Below are 16,990 nucleotides of genomic sequence, written 5' to 3'. Positions count from 1 at the left end.
GTCCTATGTCGCTAAATTTCCCGCTGTTGCTGGTCATCGCCGTCGCCGTCTGCGGTCTGTTGGCGTTGCTCGATCTGGTCTTTCTGGCGCCGCGCCGGCGTGCCGCCATTACCAACTATCAGGGCAGCGTCAGCCAGCCGGATGGACTGGTCATCGAGAAACTGAACAAGGAGCCGATGCTGGTCGAGTACGGCAAATCCTTCTTTCCGGTGCTGTTCATCGTGCTGGTGCTGCGCTCGTTTCTGGTGGAACCGTTTCAGATTCCTTCGGGATCGATGAAGCCGACCCTGGATGTGGGCGACTTCATCCTGGTGAACAAGTTTTCTTACGGGATCCGCCTGCCGGTGATCGACAAGAAAATCATCGAGGTCGGTGATCCGCAGCGCGGCGATGTGATGGTGTTCCGCTACCCGAGCGATCCGAACGTCAACTACATCAAGCGTGTGGTTGGCCTGCCGGGCGACGAAGTGCGCTACACCAGCGACAAGCGCCTGCTGGTCAACGGCCAGTCGGTCGCCGAGCAACTGGTCGGTTCCGAGCCGGGCACCCTGGGCAGCGCGGAGCTCTACAAGGAAAAACTCGGCGCCGCCGAGCACCTGATCCGCAAGGAAATGAGCCGCTACCGGGCCACCCCGGACCGTCAGTGGACCGTGCCTGCCGGGCACTACTTCATGATGGGCGACAACCGCGACAACTCGAACGACAGCCGCTACTGGGATGACCCGAGCATTCCCAAGGACCTGCTGGGCATGGTTCCCGACAAGAATATCGTCGGCAAGGCCTTCGCAGTCTGGATGAGCTGGCCCGAACCGAAACTCAGCCACCTGCCGAACTTCTCGCGGGTTGGCCTGATCAAGTAATCACACACGGCGCTGTTGAACACAGCGCCGAATGCTTTTCTGGATCTTGCAGAACACCGGCCCGCCAGGATCGGCAGCCTCCCAGGCGTCACCAGAAGCAGCAGTCAACGATATTCAGGATGTGGATTTGAACACAGCGTTAATTGCCACAGGCACCTCGTGCCTCGTCTCCAAGGTGGTGAAATTCAACCACGAACTCAGCGTGGGTAAACCGTGAGCGTTTCTTTGAGCCGTCTCGAGCGTCAGCTCGGCTACACCTTCAAGGACCAGGAACTGATGGTCCTGGCCCTCACTCACCGCAGTTTTGCCGGGCGCAACAACGAACGCCTGGAATTCCTCGGTGACGCCATTCTCAACTTCGTCGCCGGCGAAGCGCTGTTCGAGCGTTTTCCCCAGGCCCGCGAAGGCCAGCTGTCGCGTCTGCGCGCGCGCCTGGTGAAGGGTGAAACCCTGGCCGTACTGGCCCGCGGTTTCGATCTGGGCGAATACCTGCGCCTGGGTTCCGGTGAGTTGAAAAGCGGCGGCTTCCGCCGTGAGTCGATCCTCGCCGATGCCCTGGAAGCGCTGATTGGTGCGATCTACCTGGATGCCGGCATGGAAACCGCGCGTGAGCGCGTGCTGTCCTGGCTGACGTCCGAGTTCGACAGCCTGACGCTGGTCGACACCAACAAGGACCCCAAGACCCGCCTGCAGGAGTTCCTGCAGTCGCGTGCCTGTGAACTGCCCCGCTACGAAGTGGTGGATATCCAGGGTGAACCCCATTGCCGGACGTTCTTCGTCGAATGTGAAATCACCCTACTGAACGAAAAAAGCCGAGGTCAGGGCGTGAGCCGTCGTATTGCCGAACAGGTAGCGGCCGCCGCAGCACTGATTGCCCTGGGCGTGGAGAATGGCCATGACTGATACAACCGCAACACGCTGTGGCTATGTCGCCATCGTCGGCCGTCCGAACGTGGGCAAGTCCACGCTGCTGAACCATATCCTGGGGCAGAAGCTGGCCATCACCTCGCGCAAGCCGCAGACCACCCGGCACAACATGCTCGGCATCAAGACCGAAGGCGAGATCCAGGCGATCTACGTCGATACCCCGGGCATGCACAAGAGCAACGAGAAGGCGCTGAACCGCTACATGAACAAGACCGCCTCGGCGGCCTTGAAAGACGTCGACGTGGTGATCTTCGTCGTTGACCGCACCAAGTGGACCGACGAAGACCAGCTGGTGCTGGAACGTGTCCAATACGTGCAGGGCCCGGTGATCCTGGCGATCAACAAGACCGACCGCATCGAGGACAAGGCCGAGCTGATGCCGCACCTGACCTGGTTGCAGGAACAGTTGCCGAATGCCGAGATCGTTCCGGTGTCGGCCCAGCAGGGCCATAACCTGGACGCCCTGGAAGGCCTGATCGCCAAGCACTTGCCGGAAAACGATCACTTCTTCCCGGAAGACCAGATCACCGACCGCAGCAGCCGTTTCCTCGCCGCCGAGCTGGTGCGCGAGAAGATCATGCGCCAGCTGGGTGCCGAGCTGCCGTACCAGATCACCGTGGAGATCGAAGAGTTCAAGCAACAGGGCAAGACCCTGCACATTCATGCCTTGATCCTCGTCGAACGCGACGGCCAGAAGAAAATCATCATTGGCGACAAGGGTGAGCGCATCAAGCGCATCGGCATGGAAGCGCGCAAGGACATGGAGCTGCTGTTCGACTCCAAGGTCATGCTCAACCTGTGGGTCAAGGTCAAAGGCGGTTGGTCCGACGACGAGCGCGCCCTGCGTTCGCTGGGCTACGGCGACCTGTAACTCCTGCGAGCGCTTTGCGCTCTATCGCGAGCAAGCTCGCTCCTACAGGGGAGCGGGTGTGCTGCTCGCGATAATTCCGGACCTGTCACTTTCTCAAGCCTTGAGATCCCCCGACACCTATGTCCAGTAACCCTCCCATCGGCCAGCCCGCTTACGTCCTGCACAGTCGCGCCTATCGCGAGAGCAGTGCGTTGGTGGACTTCCTCACGCCCCAGGGGCGGCTGCGCGCGGTGCTGCGTGGCGCGCGGGGCAAGGCCGGGACCCTGGCGCGACCGTTCGTGCCGCTGGAAGTGGAGTTTCGCGGGCGCGGCGAGCTGAAAAACGTCGGGCGCATGGAAAGCGCGGGAACCTCCACCTGGCTCAACGGCGAGGCGCTGTTCAGCGGCCTCTACCTCAACGAACTGCTGATCCGTCTGCTGCCCGCGGAAGATCCGCATCCGGCGATCTTCGAGCACTATGCGGCCACCTTGCTGGCGTTGGCCGAGGGCAGGGCCCTCGAGCCCTTGCTGCGTGCGTTCGAGTGGCGCCTGCTGGACGACCTGGGCTACGGCTTCGCCCTGGACGTGGATATCCACGGTGCGCCGATTGAGGCGCAAGGCATGTATCGCCTGCAGGTGGATGCCGGCCTGGAGCAGGTTCACCTGTTGCAACCTGGCCTGTTCAACGGCACCGAACTGTTGGCCATGGCGCAAGCCGACTGGAGCGCCCCCGGGGCGCTGGCGGCGGCCAAGCGCCTGATGCGCCAGGCGCTGGCGGTGCACCTGGGTGGTCGGCCATTGGTCAGTCGCGAGTTGTTTCGCAAACCCTAGCCGTCCCGTTACGCCATTACGCTCGAATCCTGGCCCGGCCTGCCATGACCTGAGAGCCGTGCGGCCGAACGCCGGCAGTTATTTTCGCGAGCGGACACTATATGCTGTGCACCGAATCTCTAACTCCTCAGGAGCGCTTCCGTGACCACCAGCAATCGCATTCTTCTTGGCGTGAACATCGACCATGTAGCCACCCTGCGTCAGGCCCGGGGCACCCGTTACCCTGACCCGGTCAAGGCGGCGCTGGACGCGGAAGAGGCGGGGGCCGACGGCATTACCGTGCACCTGCGCGAGGACCGCCGGCACATCCAGGAGCGCGACGTGCTGCTGCTCAAGGACGTGCTGCAAACCCGCATGAACTTCGAGATGGGCGTTACCGAGGAAATGATGGCGTTCGCCGAGCGCATCCGCCCGGCGCACATCTGCCTGGTTCCGGAAACCCGCCAGGAGCTGACCACCGAAGGCGGCCTGGATGTCGCCGGGCAGGAAGCGCGGATCAAGGCGGCGGTAGAGCGGCTGTCGAAGATCGGCGCCGAAGTGTCGCTGTTCATCGACGCCGATGAGCGGCAGATCGCGGCCTCCCGCCGCGTGGGTGCGCCAGCCATCGAGTTGCACACCGGGCGTTATGCCGATGCCGAAACGCCGAGCGAGGTGGCCGAGGAGCTGCGGCGCGTGGCCGATGGCGTGGCTTTCGGCCTGGGCCAGGGGCTGATCGTCAATGCCGGCCACGGCCTGCATTACCACAACGTCGAGGCGGTCGCGGCGATCAAGGGCATCAACGAGCTGAACATCGGCCATGCGCTGGTGGCCCATGCGCTGTTCGTCGGCTTCAAGGGGGCGGTGGCGGAGATGAAGGCGCTGATCCTGGCGGCGGCCAAGGCCTGACAAACCCCTGTAGCCGCTGCCGCAGGNGTTCTTGAAAACGCCACGACCGTCCCGGTCGATCGCAGCCTGCGGCAGCGGCTACAGGCGCTTTAAAGCGGCGGGGTTTCCTGGGTCGGCTTGGTCTTGTCCACACCCGGCACATGCAGATTGCCCTCGGCCACCTGGTCGCCTTCCAGCTGCGGCTGCGTGACCCAGGTCAGGATGTCGTAGTAACGACGGATGTTGGCGACGAAATGCACCGGCTCGCCGCCCCGGGCGTAGCCATAGCGGGTCTTGCTGTACCACTGCTTCTGCGAGAGACGCGGCAGCATCTTCTTCACGTCCAGCCACTTGTTCGGGTTCAGCCCTTCCTTTTGCGCCAGCTTGCGGGCGTCGTCCAGGTGGCCGCTGCCGACGTTGTAGGCGGCGAGGGCGAACCAGGTGCGGTCCGGCTCTTCGATCTTGTCGTCCAGTTGATCCTTCATGTACGCCAGGTACTTGGCACCGCCCTTGATGCTTTGCTTGGCATCCAGGCGGTTGGACACGCCCATCGCCTGGGCAGTGTTCTGGGTCAGCATCATCAGGCCGCGCACGCCAGTCTTGGAGGTGACGCTCGGTTGCCACAGGGATTCCTGGTAGCCGATGGCCGCCAGCAGGCGCCAGTCGACCTTTTCTTCCTTGGCCGAGGCCTTGAAGTGCTTCTCGTACTTGGGCAGGCGCTGCTGCAGGTGCTGGGCAAAGGTGTAGGCGCCGACATAACCGAGGACGTCCACGTGCCCGTAATAACGGTCTTTCAGGCGCTGCAGGGTGCCGTTCTTCTGCACCTTGTCGAGGAAGTCGTTGATTTCGTTGAGCAGGCTGTTGTCTTCGCCGGCGGCCACGGCCCAGCTCTGGTTGCGGGTATCGCCAAGGTCGAAGGCGACGCGGATATTGGCGAAATACACCTGGTTCATCGCCACTTCGTTGGAATCCACCAGGGTCAGGTCGATCTGCCCTTCGTCGACCATGCGCAGCAGGTCGACCACTTCGACCTCGTCGGACTCTTCATATTGAATGCCGGGGTATTTCAGCTTGAGTTCGGCCAGTTGCTCGGCGTGGGTGCTGCCCTTGAGCACCATGATCTTCTTGCCGACCAGGTCGCCCGCATCGGTGGGGCGGGACTGGCCGTTGCGGTAGATGATCTGCGGGGTGACTTCCAGATAAGTGTGGGAAAACCTGACTTGCTGCTTGCGTTTCTCGCTGCTGACCAGACCGGCAGCAGCCAGCACCGGGCCGTTAGGTTTACCCAGCTGGTCGAAAAGGTCGTCGAGGTTGTCCGCGGTTTCGATCTTGAGCGTTACCCCCAGATCGTCGGCGAAGCGTTTCACCAGCTCGTATTCGAAGCCGGTTTCACCGTTGCGATCCTGAAAGTAGGTGGCCGGGCTGTTACGGGTGACCACCCGCAGCACGCCATCCTCCTTTACTCGCTCCAGTGTGCTGGGTTTCTCAACGCAGGCACTGAGCATCAGGAAGAGTCCGGTTGCGATGAGCCATCTGGCACAGCGCGGACGTAAAGCCATTGGGGAAAACATCTGCGCAGTATACGCAAAGGACAACAACCGCCATATCTCGACAGCGAAGGGCTTGTCTGCTAGAGGTTTCGACCCCCGGCCAGAGCCCACGGGAATGGGCCTTCGCGGCTTGTTGGATGGGGTGAAATAACCCTTCTGAATGGTCCGGACAAGCCTATGTCACAGGGTGCTGCGCACGGGCCGACGTCTGGCCGCGCTCGGGCGTGCCGTTTCGGGTGCCGTCGCGGGCGGTTTAGGCTAGAATGCACGGCCTCAAAGCACACCCCCTTCCCGAGGCTGTCCCGAAGATGTTGATCCTGCGCGGCGCTCCTGCCCTTTCTGCCTTTCGCCACAGCAAACTCCTTGAGCAACTGAGCCAGAAGGTTCCAGCTGTCAGTGGCCTGTATGCTGAATTCGCTCACTTCGCCGAGGTTACCGGCGTCCTGACCGGCGACGAACAGCAGGTGCTTGCGCGCCTTCTGAAGTACGGCCCAAGCGTACCGGTGCAAGAACCTACCGGTCGTCTGTTCCTGGTGCTGCCGCGTTTCGGCACCATCTCGCCATGGTCGAGCAAGGCCAGCGATATCGCCCGCAACTGTGGCCTGAGCAAGATCCAGCGCCTGGAGCGCGGCATTGCCTTCTACGTGGCCGGTGAATTCGACGACGCGCAAGCGCAGCTTATTGCCGATGCGCTGCACGACCGCATGACCCAGATCGTGCTGGGCAACCTGGAGCAGGCTGCCGGCCTGTTCAGCCATGCCACGCCGAAGCCGCTGACCGCCATCGACATCCTCGGTGGTGGCCGCGCCGCGCTGGAGCAGGCCAACACCGAGCTGGGCCTGGCCCTGGCCGAAGACGAAATCGATTACCTGGTCAACGCCTTCCAGGGTCTCAAGCGCAACCCGCACGACATCGAACTGATGATGTTCGCCCAGGCCAACTCCGAGCACTGCCGCCACAAGATTTTCAACGCCAGTTGGGATATCGACGGCCAGAGCCAGGAAAAAAGCCTGTTCGGCATGATCAAGAACACCTATCAGATGCACAACGAAGGTGTGCTGTCGGCTTACAAGGACAACGCCTCGGTGATCGTCGGCAATGTCGCCGGCCGTTTCTTCCCGAACCCTGAAACCCGCCAGTACGGCGCGGTGCAGGAGCCGGTGCACATCCTGATGAAGGTCGAGACCCACAACCATCCGACCGCCATCGCCCCGTTCCCGGGGGCCTCCACCGGTTCCGGCGGCGAGATCCGCGATGAAGGCGCGACCGGTCGTGGCGCCAAGCCAAAGGCCGGCCTGACCGGTTTCACCGTATCCAACCTGCAGATCCCGGGCTTCGAACAGCCGTGGGAAGTGCCATACGGCAAGCCTGAGCGCATTGTGACCGCGCTGGACATCATGATCGAAGGCCCGCTGGGTGGTGCCGCGTTCAACAACGAATTCGGTCGTCCGGCCCTGACCGGCTACTTCCGTACCTTCGAACAGTCCATCAACACCCCGCACGGCGATGAGGTTCGTGGTTACCACAAGCCGATCATGTTGGCCGGTGGCATGGGCAACATCCGCGAAGAGCACGTCAAGAAAGGCGAGATCGTCGTCGGTTCCAAGCTGATCGTCCTCGGTGGCCCGGCAATGTTGATCGGCCTGGGCGGCGGCGCCGCTTCCTCCATGGCCACCGGCACCAGCTCGGCGGATCTGGACTTCGCTTCCGTTCAGCGTGAAAACCCGGAAATGGAACGCCGTTGCCAGGAAGTCATCGACCGTTGCTGGCAACTGGGCGACAAGAACCCGATCAGCTTCATCCACGACGTCGGCGCGGGCGGCCTGTCCAACGCCTTCCCGGAACTGGTCAACGACGGCGACCGCGGTGGCCGTTTCGAACTGCGCAACATTCCAAACGACGAGCCGGGCATGGCCCCGCACGAAATCTGGAGCAACGAATCCCAGGAGCGCTACGTCCTGGCGGTCGGCCCGGCCGACTTCGAGCGCTTCCAGGCGATCTGCGAGCGTGAGCGTTGCCCGTTTGCCGTTGTCGGTGAAGCCACCGCCGAACCGCAGCTGACTGTCACCGACAGCCACTTCGGCAACAACCCGGTGGACATGCCACTGGAAGTGCTGCTGGGCAAGGCGCCGCGCATGCACCGTTCGGTGGTTCGCGAAGCCGAGCTGGGCGACGATTTCGATCCGGCCAACCTGGACATCGGCGAAAGCATCGAGCGCGTCCTGCATCACCCGGCTGTAGCGAGCAAGAGCTTCCTGATCACCATCGGCGACCGCACCATCACCGGCCTGGTGGCCCGTGACCAAATGGTCGGTCCATGGCAGGTTCCGGTGGCCGACGTTGCCGTCACCGCCACCAGTTTCGACGTCTACACCGGTGAAGCCATGGCCATGGGCGAGCGTACTCCGCTGGCTCTGCTGGACGCTCCGGCGTCGGGCCGCATGGCCATCGGCGAAACCCTGACCAACATTGCCGCTTCGCGCATCAACAAGATCTCCGACATCAAGCTGTCGGCGAACTGGATGTCCGCCGCCGGCCACCCGGGCGAAGACGCACGTCTGTACGACACCGTGAAAGCGGTTGGCATGGAGCTGTGCCCTGAGCTGGGCATCACCATTCCGGTGGGCAAGGACTCCATGTCCATGGCCACCCGCTGGAACGACAACGGTGAAGAAAAAACCGTGACCTCGCCGATGTCGCTGATCGTCACCGGTTTCGCGCCTGTTGCGGACATCCGTCAGACCCTGACCCCGCAACTGCGCATGGACAAGGGCACCACCGACCTGATCCTGATCGACCTCGGTCGTGGCCAGAACCGCATGGGCGCCTCGATCCTCGCCCAGGTGCACGGCAAGCTTGGCAAGCAGGCTCCGGACGTCGATGACGCCGAAGACCTGAAGGCTTTCTTCGCGGTGATCCAGGGCCTCAACGCCGACGGTCACCTGCTGGCTTACCACGACCGTTCCGACGGTGGTCTGCTGACCAGCGTGGTGGAAATGGCCTTCGCCGGTCACTGCGGCCTGAACCTGAACCTCGACGCCCTGGCCGAAACCTCGGCCGAGATCGCCGCCATCCTGTTCAACGAAGAACTGGGCGCGGTGATCCAGGTGCGTCAGGACGCCACTCCGGACGTGCTGGCGCAGTTCAGCGCCGCCGGCCTGGGCGATTGCGTGGCAGTGATCGGCCAGCCGGTCAACAATGGCCATATCAACATCAGCTTCAACGGCGAAGAGGTTTTCGCCGGCGAGCGTCGCCTGCTGCAGCGCCAGTGGGCTGAAACCAGCTACCAGATCCAGCGCCTGCGCGACAACGCCGACTGCGCCGAGCAGGAATTCGACGTCCTGCTGGAAGAAGACAACCCGGGCCTGAGCGTCAAGCTGAGCTTCGACGTCAACCAGGACATCGCCGCGCCTTACATCAAGAAAGGCGTGCGTCCTCAGGTTGCCGTGCTGCGCGAGCAAGGCGTCAACGGCCAGGTGGAAATGGCCGCGGCGTTCGACCGTGCCGGCTTCAACGCAATCGACGTGCACATGAGCGACATCCTCGCCGGTCGTGTCGACCTCAACGACTTCAAGGGCATGGTTGCCTGCGGCGGTTTCTCCTACGGCGACGTACTCGGCGCCGGTGAGGGCTGGGCCAAGTCGGCACTGTTCAACAGCCGTGCCCGCGACGCCTTCCAGGGCTTCTTCGAGCGCAGCGACACTTTCACCCTCGGCGTGTGCAACGGTTGCCAGATGATGTCCAACCTGCACGAGCTGATCCCGGGCAGCGAGTTCTGGCCGCACTTCGTGCGCAACCGTTCCGAGCAGTTCGAGGCCCGTGTGGCCATGGTCCAGGTCCAGGAGTCGAACTCGATCTTCCTGCAGGGCATGGCCGGTTCGCGTATGCCGATCGCCATCGCCCACGGCGAAGGCCATGCGGAATTCGAAAGCGAAGAAGCCCTGCTCGAAGCCGACTTGTCCGGTTGCGTGGCCCTGCGTTTCGTCGACAACCACGGCAAAGTCACCGAAAGCTACCCGGCCAACCCGAACGGCTCGCCGCGCGGGATCACCGGCCTGACCAGCCGCGACGGTCGCGTCACCATCATGATGCCGCACCCTGAGCGGGTATTCCGTGCCGTGCAGAACTCCTGGCGTCCGGAAGAGTGGAACGAAGATGCGGCGTGGATGCGCATGTTCCGTAACGCTCGCGTGTGGGTGAACTAAGGCCCGTGTACAAGCTCAGCTTTTTCGTCCCGCCCAGCCACGTGGAAGTGGTCAAGAACGCTGTATTCGCCGCCGGTGGCGGACGGATCGGCGCTTATGACCAGTGTGCGTGGCAGGTGCTGGGCCAGGGCCAGTTCCGCCCGTTGGACGGCAGCCAGCCGTTTCTCGGGCAGACCGGCCAGGTCGAGCAGGTGCAGGAATGGAAAGTCGAGCTGGTGGTGGCCGACGAGTTGATCCGTAGCGTGGTGATGGCCCTCAAGCAGAGCCATCCCTACGAGACACCGGCTTATGAAGTCTGGCGTCTGGAAGACTTCTAAGGCACCGCCCATGAAAAAGCCCGCTGAACCGATAACGGTCAGCGGGCTTTTTTGTGCCGGTTCGCCGCCAACCCCGTAGGAGCGAAGCTTGCTCGCGATAGCGCCCGTCCAGGCGCCATCTTNCACTGTGGACCGATCGCGAGCAAGCTTCGCTCCTACAGCATGCGAGCCCGTCAGACCTTGGCGCTGACCTCGCTGCGGTTGATCAGGCTATCCAGGGCCAGGCTCAGGCTGGCGGCCTTTTCCCCGATCAGCAGGTGCCAGACGCCATCGTCGAGCTGGCTCGAACCCTGGCAGCCGAGGTTCTTCAACTGATATTCCGACAGCGCCTTGTTGTCGCCCAGTTGCACCCGCAGGCGGGTCATGGCCACGCAGTCCAGTTGCAGCACATTGTCGCTGCCGCCGAAGGCGTCCAGCCATTTCGCCGCTTCCTGGGGCGCAATGTTCACCGCTGCCGGTGCTTCGAAGGCCGCGGCGGGGCCGGGCTGCTCCAGTGGCTTGCCGGCGCTGGGCATGGCCAGGCGGATTTCATCGGCGATGCTGTCGGCTAGCGGGCCGACCACCACCTGCAGGCTGCCGCCCTTGCCGGGGCGCACCACGGCCATGGCGCCAAGGGCCTTGAGCTCGCTGTCCGACGCCTTGGTGCGGTCGGCCAGTTCCAGGCGCAGGCGAGTGGTGCAGGCGCCGACGGTAATCAAATTGTCCGCGCCGCCCAGGGCCTGGATATAGGCGCCAGCACGCTGATTGTTGCTCATGGCGGCTTTTTCGCTGCCCGGGGTGTCTTCGCGGCCCGGGGTTTTCAGGTTGAAGCGACGGATACAGAAGTCGAAGACCGTGTAGTAGATCACCGCATAGAGCAGGCCCACGGGGAATATCAGCCAGCCGTTGGTGGACTTGCCCCAGCCCAGGGCCATGTCGATGGCGCCGCCGGAGAAGGTGAAGCCCAGGTGAATATTGAGGAAGTTGGTCAGGCCCATGGCGAGGCCGGTCAGCAGGGCGTGCACCAGGTAGAGGAAGGGGGCGAGGAACATGAAGGCGAATTCCACCGGCTCGGTCACCCCGGTGAGGGCCGAGGTCAGGGCCATCGACAGCAGGATCCCGCCCATCACCTTGCGCCGCTCCGGCAAGGCGTTGCGATACATCGCCAGGCAGGCGGCGGGCAGGCCGAAGATCATCATCGGGAACATGCCGGTCATGAACTGGCCGCCCTTGGGGTCGCCGGCGAAGTAGCGCGAGATATCCCCGGTGACCAGGGCGCCGGTGGTTGGATCGGTGAAGTTGCCGAAGACGAACCAGGCCATGTTGTTGAGGATGTGGTGCAGGCCGGTGACGATCAGCAAGCGGTTGAACACACCGAACACGAAGGCGCCGAAGCTGCCGCTGTCCAGCAGCAGGGCACCGAAGCTGTTGATGCCATGCTGGATCGGCGGCCAGATCAGGCCGAACACCACCCCCAGGCCGACGGCGCTGAAGCCGGTGACGATCGGCACGAAGCGCCGCCCGCCAAAGAACGCCAGGTATTCCGGCAGCTTGATGTCCTTGAAGCGGTTGTACAGGGCGCCGGCCAGCAGGCCGCTGATGATCCCGGCGAGCATGCCCATGTTGATGCTGGCATCGAGCACCTTGAGGGTCGCCACCATCACCAGGTAACCGATGGCGCCGGCCAGGCCGGCGGTGCCGTTGTTGTCCTTGGCGAAGCCCACGGCGATGCCGATGGCGAAGATCAGCGCCAGGTTGGCGAAGATGGTCTGGCCGGCATCGTGGATGATCGCGATGTTCAGCAGGTCGGTGTCGCCCAGGCGCAGCAGCAGGCCGGCGATCGGCAGGATCGCGATCGGCAGCATCAGGGCCCGGCCCAGGCGCTGCAGGCCTTCGATGAATAATTGGTACATGGCGTGTCTCCCGGTGTTCTTGTTGTTCTTCAGCTCAGGGGCCAGTGTTGGTGGCAGGCATGGCGTACCGCCGAGGCGCTGCTCAGGTTCAGCAGGTCGTGGCTGAGGCGCCGGCATTCGGCGGCGTCCAGCTGGCGGACCCGCTCCTTGATCTCGCCCACTTGCGGCGGGCTCACCGACAGCTCGCTGACCCCCAGGCCGACCAGCACCGGCGTCGCCAGCGGATCGGAGGCCAGGGCGCCGCACACACCGACCCAGCGGCCGTGCCTGGCCGCGCCGGCGCAGGTCTGGGCGATCAGCCGCAGCAGCGCCGGGTGCAGCGCATCGACCCGCGCGGCCAGGCCGGCATGGTCACGGTCCATGGCCAGGGTGTATTGCGACAGGTCGTTGGTGCCGATGGAGAGGAAGTCGGCGTATTCGGCCAGTTGCTCGGCGAGCAGGGCGGCGGCCGGGACTTCGATCATCACCCCCAGCTCCGGGCGCTGGCCGATCCCCAGCTCGGCGCACAGGCAATCGATGCGCTCGCGGATATGCAGCAGTTCGTCGAGCTCGCTGACCATCGGCAGCAGGATGCGGCAGCGTTGCAGCGGGCTGACCTGCAGCAGGGCCCGCAGTTGCTGGTCCAGCAGTTCCGGGCGGGCCTGGGCCAGGCGAATGCCGCGCAGGCCCAGCACCGGGTTGGCTTCCACCGGCAACGGCAGGTAGTCCAGTTGCTTGTCGCCGCCTACGTCTATGGTGCGGATGATCACCGCCTTGTCGCCCATGGCATCCAGCACGGCCTGATAGGCCTGGCGCTGCTCCTGTTCATCGGGGGCGGTATGCCGGTCGACGAACAGAAACTCGGTACGCAGCAGGCCGACGCCGTCGGCGCCGTTGGCATGGGCGTTCTGGGCTTCCTGGCTGGAGGCGACATTGGCGGCGACTTCGATCGCCTGGCCGTCGAGGGTCCTGGCCGGCAGCTGGGCCTGCTGCTGTTGTTGCTCGCGACGCTGCTGACGCAGCAGATGGCTCTGCCGGACCTGTTCGATGCGCGCGCTGTCCGGCGTCAGTTCCAGGCGACCCTGATCGGCGCTCAGCACCACCTGCTGGCCTTGCGGCACATCGAGAAGCTCCGAGCCCAGGGCCACCAGGCAGGGCAGGCCCTTGCCCCGGGCCAGGATCGCCACATGGGAGGTGGCGCCGCCAGCGGCCATGCACAGGCCAGCGGCGCCTTGCTCGCTCAGTTGCAGCAGGTCGGACGGGGTCAGTTCGTGGGCCGCGACTATGGCGCCGGCCGGCAGCTGGTAATGCCAGGCCTCGCCGAGCAGGGCGCGCAGCACCCGTTGTTGCAGGTCGCGCAGGTCGTTGGCGCGTTCGGCGAGCAGGGCATTGCCCAGTTGCAGCAAAATCTCGCACTGTTCGCCGATGGCGTCGCTCCAGGCGTGGGTGGCGGCGCGTCCCTGGGCGATGCTCTGGCGGGCGGCGTCCAGCAGCGCCGGGTCTTCGAGCAGGGCCAGGTGGGCGGCGAAGATCGCTTCTTCCTGGTTGTCCTTGCGTTGCCGGGCGTGGTCCAGGGTGCCGCGAATGTCGCTGCGAACCTTTTCCAGGGCCTGGTCCAGCGCCTGCAGTTGTTCCTGGGGTGGGTGACCGCCGCTGTCTTCGGGCAGGGTCATGGCGGTCAGGTGAAACAGCGGTCCGCAGACCAGTCCCGGGGCGGCGCAGACACCTTGGATCACTCCGGCCTCGGCGGGGCGTTGGGGGGCGAGGGCCTTCACCGCTGGCGCCGCGGCATGGGCGTCTTCGGCCAGCGGCGTGGTGAGGGCGTCCAGCAGCGCCAGCAGGGCGGCCTTGCAGTCCTTGCCCTGGCAGCTGACCCGTACTTCGTCCTGCTCGCCGACTCCCAGCCCCATCAGGCTGACCAGGCTGTCGCAGGACGCCGACTTGCCGTTGAAATGCAGTTGCGCCTTGCTGCTGAAACCCTGGGCGGTCTGGCGAATCAGCGCAGCGGGCCGGGCATGCAGGCCACCGCGGTGATTGACCCGGGTCTGGCCTTCGACCGCGTCGGTCGAGGTGTCGCTGGCTTGCGCCTGGGCCCCATTGGCCGCGCGCGGCACGATGTGCAGCAGCGGTTCGCCGACTTTCACCGATTTCAGGGTGATGGGCAGGGTCTGGAAGTGTTCGCCGTTGGTCAGGATCATCAGGCTGATCAGGCTTTTGCTGTTCCGCGCGACCTGGTCGATATCGAAGCGCAGCAGGGCCTGGCCGCTGCTGACCCGGGCGCCTTCCTGCACCAGCATGGAGAAACCCTCGCCTTGCAGCTGGACGGTGTCCAGGCCCAGGTGCAGCAGCAGTTCCGCGCCATTGTCGGCGCGCAGGGTCACCGCGTGGCCGGTGCGGGCGGCATGAACCACCACGCCGGCACAAGGGGCGTGCAGGGTGTTGTTCAGCGGGTCGATGGCGATCCCGTCGCCCATGGCGCCGCTGGAAAACACCAGGTCGGGGACCCTGGCGAGGGTGAGCACCGGGCCGCTCAAGGGAGCGCCGAGCGTCAGGTCTTTATTGTTGTTGTGCATGGCGCAGTACTCATCCGTTGAAGGAAAGGCTCAGTGGGTGCGGGTCACTTTGCTCAGGTGGCGTGGCTGGTCCGGGTCCATGCCGCGGGCCTCGGCAAGGCTTGCGGCCATGCCGTAGAAACTCTGGATCGCCAGGATCGGATCGAGCGCCGGGTGTTCGGCCCGGCTCAGGGTCAGGTCGCGCTCGGCGATGTCGTCCGGCGCCGCCAGCAACACCCGGGCGCCACGCTGGCGCATGTCGGCGGCGAGGCTGATCAGGCCGGCCTGTTCCGCGCCCCGTGGGGCGAACACCAGCAGCGGGTAGTTGTCGCCGATCAGCGCCATCGGGCCGTGGCGAACTTCCGCGCTGCTGAAGGCTTCGGCCTGGATCGCCGAGGTTTCCTTGAGTTTCAGCGCCGCTTCCTGGGCAATGGCGAAACCGGCGCCACGGCCGATCACCATCAGCCGCTGGCTATCGCGCAGGGCCTCGACGGCCGGGCTCCAGTCCTGGGTCGCGGCTTCGCGCAGCCCCTGGGGCAGGGCGAGGCCGGCCTCCAGCAGCTGTGGGTCCTGTTTCCAGTGGGCGATCAGGCGGGCGCTGGCGCTGAGGGTGGCGATAAAACTCTTGGTCGCCGCCACGCTGCGTTCGGCGCCGGCGTGCAATGGCAGGCAGAACTCGCTGGCGGCCTCCAGCGGGCTGTCCTGGGCGTTGACCATGGCCACGCTCAAGGCCCCGCGCTTGCGCAGTAGCCGCATGCTGTTGACCAGGTCGGGGCTCTGCCCGGACTGGGAAAAGGCGAACGCCGCCTGGCCGCTGACCCGCAGTGGCGCCTGTTGCATGGTCACCACCGACATCGGCAAGGACGCGACCGGGAAGCCCAGTTGCTGCATGGTCAGGTAGGCGAAGTAGCTGGCGGCATGGTCGGAGCTGCCGCGGGCGACGGTCATCACCACTTGCGGCGGCTGGCGGTTCAGGCGCCCGGCCACTTCGATCAGTTGCGGGTCCAGGTGCTGCAACTGGCCTTCGACGGCCGCGGCAGAGGACAGCGCCTCTTCAAGCATTTTTGAAGTCAATGTCTTCTCCTTCGACCATGACGGCGGTCAGTGTGAGTGAGCGGTCCAGGCACACGCAGTCGGCCCAGCTGCCGACCTGCAAACGCCCGCGTTCGGCGAGGCCGAGATAATCGGCGGGAAACTGTGACAAGCGTTGCGAAGCTTCGGCCAGGGGCAGGCCGATCTTCACCAGGTTGCGCAGCGCCTGATCCATGGTCAGGGTGCTGCCGGCCAGGGTGCCGTCCGGCAGGCGCACGCCGCCCAGGCATTTGGTCACGGTGTGGCTGCCGAGCTTGTATTCGCCGTCCGGCATACCGGCGGCCGCGGTGGAGTCGGTGACGCAGTACAGGCAGGGGATCGAGCGCAGGGCCACGCGCATGGCGCCGGGGTGCACGTGCAGCAGGTCGGGGATCAGTTCCGCGTACTGGGCGTGGGCCAGGGCGGCGCCGACTATGCCTGGCTCGCGGTGATGCAGCGGGCTCATGGCGTTGTACAGGTGGGTGAAGCTGGTGGCCCCGGCGTCGAGCGCGGCCACGCCTTCCTCGTAGCTGCCCAGGGTGTGGCCGATCTGCATGCGGATGCCGCGGGCGCTGAGGGTGCGGATCAGCGCGTCATGGCCGGCGATTTCCGGGGCGATGGTAATCACCCGGATCGGCGCCAGGCGCAGGTAGGCCTCGACTTCAGCCATCAGCGCGGTATGGGCGAAATTGGGCTGGGCGCCGAGTTTGCCTGGATTGATATACGGGCCTTCCAGGTGCACGCCGAGCACCCTGGCGCTGCCGCTGGGGCGCTGCTCGCAATATTCGCCGATGGCGCCGAGGACCCGGGTGATCTCCTCGGTCGGCGCGGTCATGGTGGTGGCCAGCAGCGAGGTGGTGCCGAAGCGTACGTGGGTGCGGGTGATGGTCTCGAACGCCGGGGCGCCTTCCATGATGTCCTTGCCGCCGCCGCCATGCACATGCAGGTCGATGAAGCCCGGCAGCAGGTAGGGCAGGTCGTTGTCCGCCGGGTCGCAGGGGCTGCCTTCGATGCCGGTGACCTTGCCGTCCCGGTGGTTCAGGCGGCCGCGAATCCAGCCTTGCGGGGTGAGGATGTTGTGTTCGGACATGGG

At 64.7% G+C, this 16,990-nt stretch carries 13 protein-coding genes; 8 read left to right on the top strand and 5 right to left on the bottom strand.

Annotation, left to right across the window (positions count from 1 at the left end; genetic code table 11):
* Positions 1–5: 5 nt before the first annotated feature.
* From lepB to pdxJ, 6 genes are all read left to right on the top strand, one after another.
* Positions 6–860, top strand: coding sequence for a signal peptidase I (gene lepB, locus ACTJKT_RS03315; RefSeq protein ID WP_007932153.1), 855 nt, complete (start codon positions 6–8; stop codon positions 858–860).
* A 31-nt stretch (positions 861–891) separates the two neighbouring features.
* On the top strand, positions 892–1,077 hold the full coding sequence (locus ACTJKT_RS03310; protein ID WP_009047124.1) for a hypothetical protein: 186 nt from the start codon (positions 892–894) through the stop codon (positions 1,075–1,077).
* On the top strand, positions 1,074–1,763 hold the full coding sequence (rnc, locus tag ACTJKT_RS03305) for a ribonuclease III (RefSeq protein WP_044461357.1): 690 nt from the start codon (positions 1,074–1,076) through the stop codon (positions 1,761–1,763). The genes ACTJKT_RS03310 and rnc overlap by 4 nt, the downstream gene beginning before the upstream one ends.
* Complete coding sequence (gene era, locus ACTJKT_RS03300; protein WP_097305510.1) at positions 1,756–2,658, top strand: GTPase Era; 903 nt, start codon at positions 1,756–1,758, stop codon at positions 2,656–2,658. The genes rnc and era overlap by 8 nt, the downstream gene beginning before the upstream one ends.
* Positions 2,659–2,777: 119 nt before the next feature.
* Complete coding sequence (recO, locus tag ACTJKT_RS03295; protein ID WP_440786170.1) at positions 2,778–3,467, top strand: DNA repair protein RecO; 690 nt, start codon at positions 2,778–2,780, stop codon at positions 3,465–3,467.
* Positions 3,468–3,608: 141 nt separating this feature from the next.
* Positions 3,609–4,352, top strand: coding sequence for a pyridoxine 5'-phosphate synthase (gene pdxJ, locus ACTJKT_RS03290; RefSeq protein ID WP_007932164.1), 744 nt, complete (start codon positions 3,609–3,611; stop codon positions 4,350–4,352).
* A gap of 89 nt (positions 4,353–4,441) precedes the next feature.
* Here the strand turns inward: pdxJ and mltF are convergent, their stop codons facing one another.
* Complete coding sequence (mltF, locus tag ACTJKT_RS03285; protein WP_440786169.1) at positions 4,442–5,902, bottom strand: membrane-bound lytic murein transglycosylase MltF; 1,461 nt, start codon at positions 5,900–5,902, stop codon at positions 4,442–4,444.
* 287 nt (positions 5,903–6,189) lie between these two features.
* On the opposite strand from mltF, the gene purL reads away from it, so the two are divergent.
* On the top strand, positions 6,190–10,086 hold the full coding sequence (gene purL, locus ACTJKT_RS03280; protein WP_440786168.1) for a phosphoribosylformylglycinamidine synthase: 3,897 nt from the start codon (positions 6,190–6,192) through the stop codon (positions 10,084–10,086).
* 5 nt (positions 10,087–10,091) lie between these two features.
* A complete protein-coding gene (locus ACTJKT_RS03275) occupies positions 10,092–10,403 on the top strand; it encodes a Nif3-like dinuclear metal center hexameric protein (RefSeq protein WP_009047129.1) in 312 nt (103 codons plus the stop codon).
* 173 nt (positions 10,404–10,576) lie between these two features.
* Here ACTJKT_RS03275 and nagE read toward each other — a convergent pair whose 3' ends face one another.
* The 4 genes from nagE to nagA are packed head-to-tail and all read right to left on the bottom strand — an operon-like array spanning position 10,577 to position 16,987.
* Positions 10,577–12,295, bottom strand: coding sequence for an N-acetylglucosamine-specific PTS transporter subunit IIBC (gene nagE / locus ACTJKT_RS03270; protein ID WP_440786167.1), 1,719 nt, complete (start codon positions 12,293–12,295; stop codon positions 10,577–10,579).
* Positions 12,296–12,324: 29 nt separating this feature from the next.
* Positions 12,325–14,847, bottom strand: coding sequence for a phosphoenolpyruvate--protein phosphotransferase (ptsP, locus tag ACTJKT_RS03265; protein WP_440786166.1), 2,523 nt, complete (start codon positions 14,845–14,847; stop codon positions 12,325–12,327).
* A 30-nt stretch (positions 14,848–14,877) separates the two neighbouring features.
* Positions 14,878–15,900 (bottom strand): SIS domain-containing protein, encoded by a 1,023-nt coding sequence (locus ACTJKT_RS03260; protein WP_440786165.1) that lies wholly within the window; start codon positions 15,898–15,900, stop codon positions 14,878–14,880.
* Positions 15,881–16,987, bottom strand: coding sequence for an N-acetylglucosamine-6-phosphate deacetylase (nagA, locus tag ACTJKT_RS03255; protein WP_440786164.1), 1,107 nt, complete (start codon positions 16,985–16,987; stop codon positions 15,881–15,883). Before nagA ends, ACTJKT_RS03260 begins: the two co-directional genes overlap by 20 nt.
* Between the last annotated feature and the right edge of the window lie 3 nt (positions 16,988–16,990).

This window comes from Pseudomonas sp. 22526, from assembly GCF_052044735.1.
GTDB lineage: Bacteria > Pseudomonadota > Gammaproteobacteria > Pseudomonadales > Pseudomonadaceae > Aquipseudomonas > Aquipseudomonas piscium.
This window is presented reverse-complemented; position numbering and strand designations above follow the sequence as displayed.

What these genes read in the sequence shown, in the direction of transcription:
- nagA (WP_440786164.1), bottom strand. Translation starts at nt 16,987, where the DNA reads ATGTCCGAACACAACATCCTCACCCCGCAAGGCTGGATTCGCGGCCGC.
- purL (WP_440786168.1), top strand. Translation starts at nt 6,190, where the DNA reads ATGTTGATCCTGCGCGGCGCTCCTGCCCTTTCTGCCTTTCGCCACAGC.
- mltF (WP_440786169.1), bottom strand. Translation starts at nt 5,902, where the DNA reads ATGTTTTCCCCAATGGCTTTACGTCCGCGCTGTGCCAGATGGCTCATC.
- ptsP (WP_440786166.1), bottom strand. Translation starts at nt 14,847, where the DNA reads ATGCACAACAACAATAAAGACCTGACGCTCGGCGCTCCCTTGAGCGGC.
- lepB (WP_007932153.1), top strand. Translation starts at nt 6, where the DNA reads ATGTCGCTAAATTTCCCGCTGTTGCTGGTCATCGCCGTCGCCGTCTGC.
- era (WP_097305510.1), top strand. Translation starts at nt 1,756, where the DNA reads ATGACTGATACAACCGCAACACGCTGTGGCTATGTCGCCATCGTCGGC.
- recO (WP_440786170.1), top strand. Translation starts at nt 2,778, where the DNA reads ATGTCCAGTAACCCTCCCATCGGCCAGCCCGCTTACGTCCTGCACAGT.
- ACTJKT_RS03310 (WP_009047124.1), top strand. Translation starts at nt 892, where the DNA reads ATGCTTTTCTGGATCTTGCAGAACACCGGCCCGCCAGGATCGGCAGCC.
- nagE (WP_440786167.1), bottom strand. Translation starts at nt 12,295, where the DNA reads ATGTACCAATTATTCATCGAAGGCCTGCAGCGCCTGGGCCGGGCCCTG.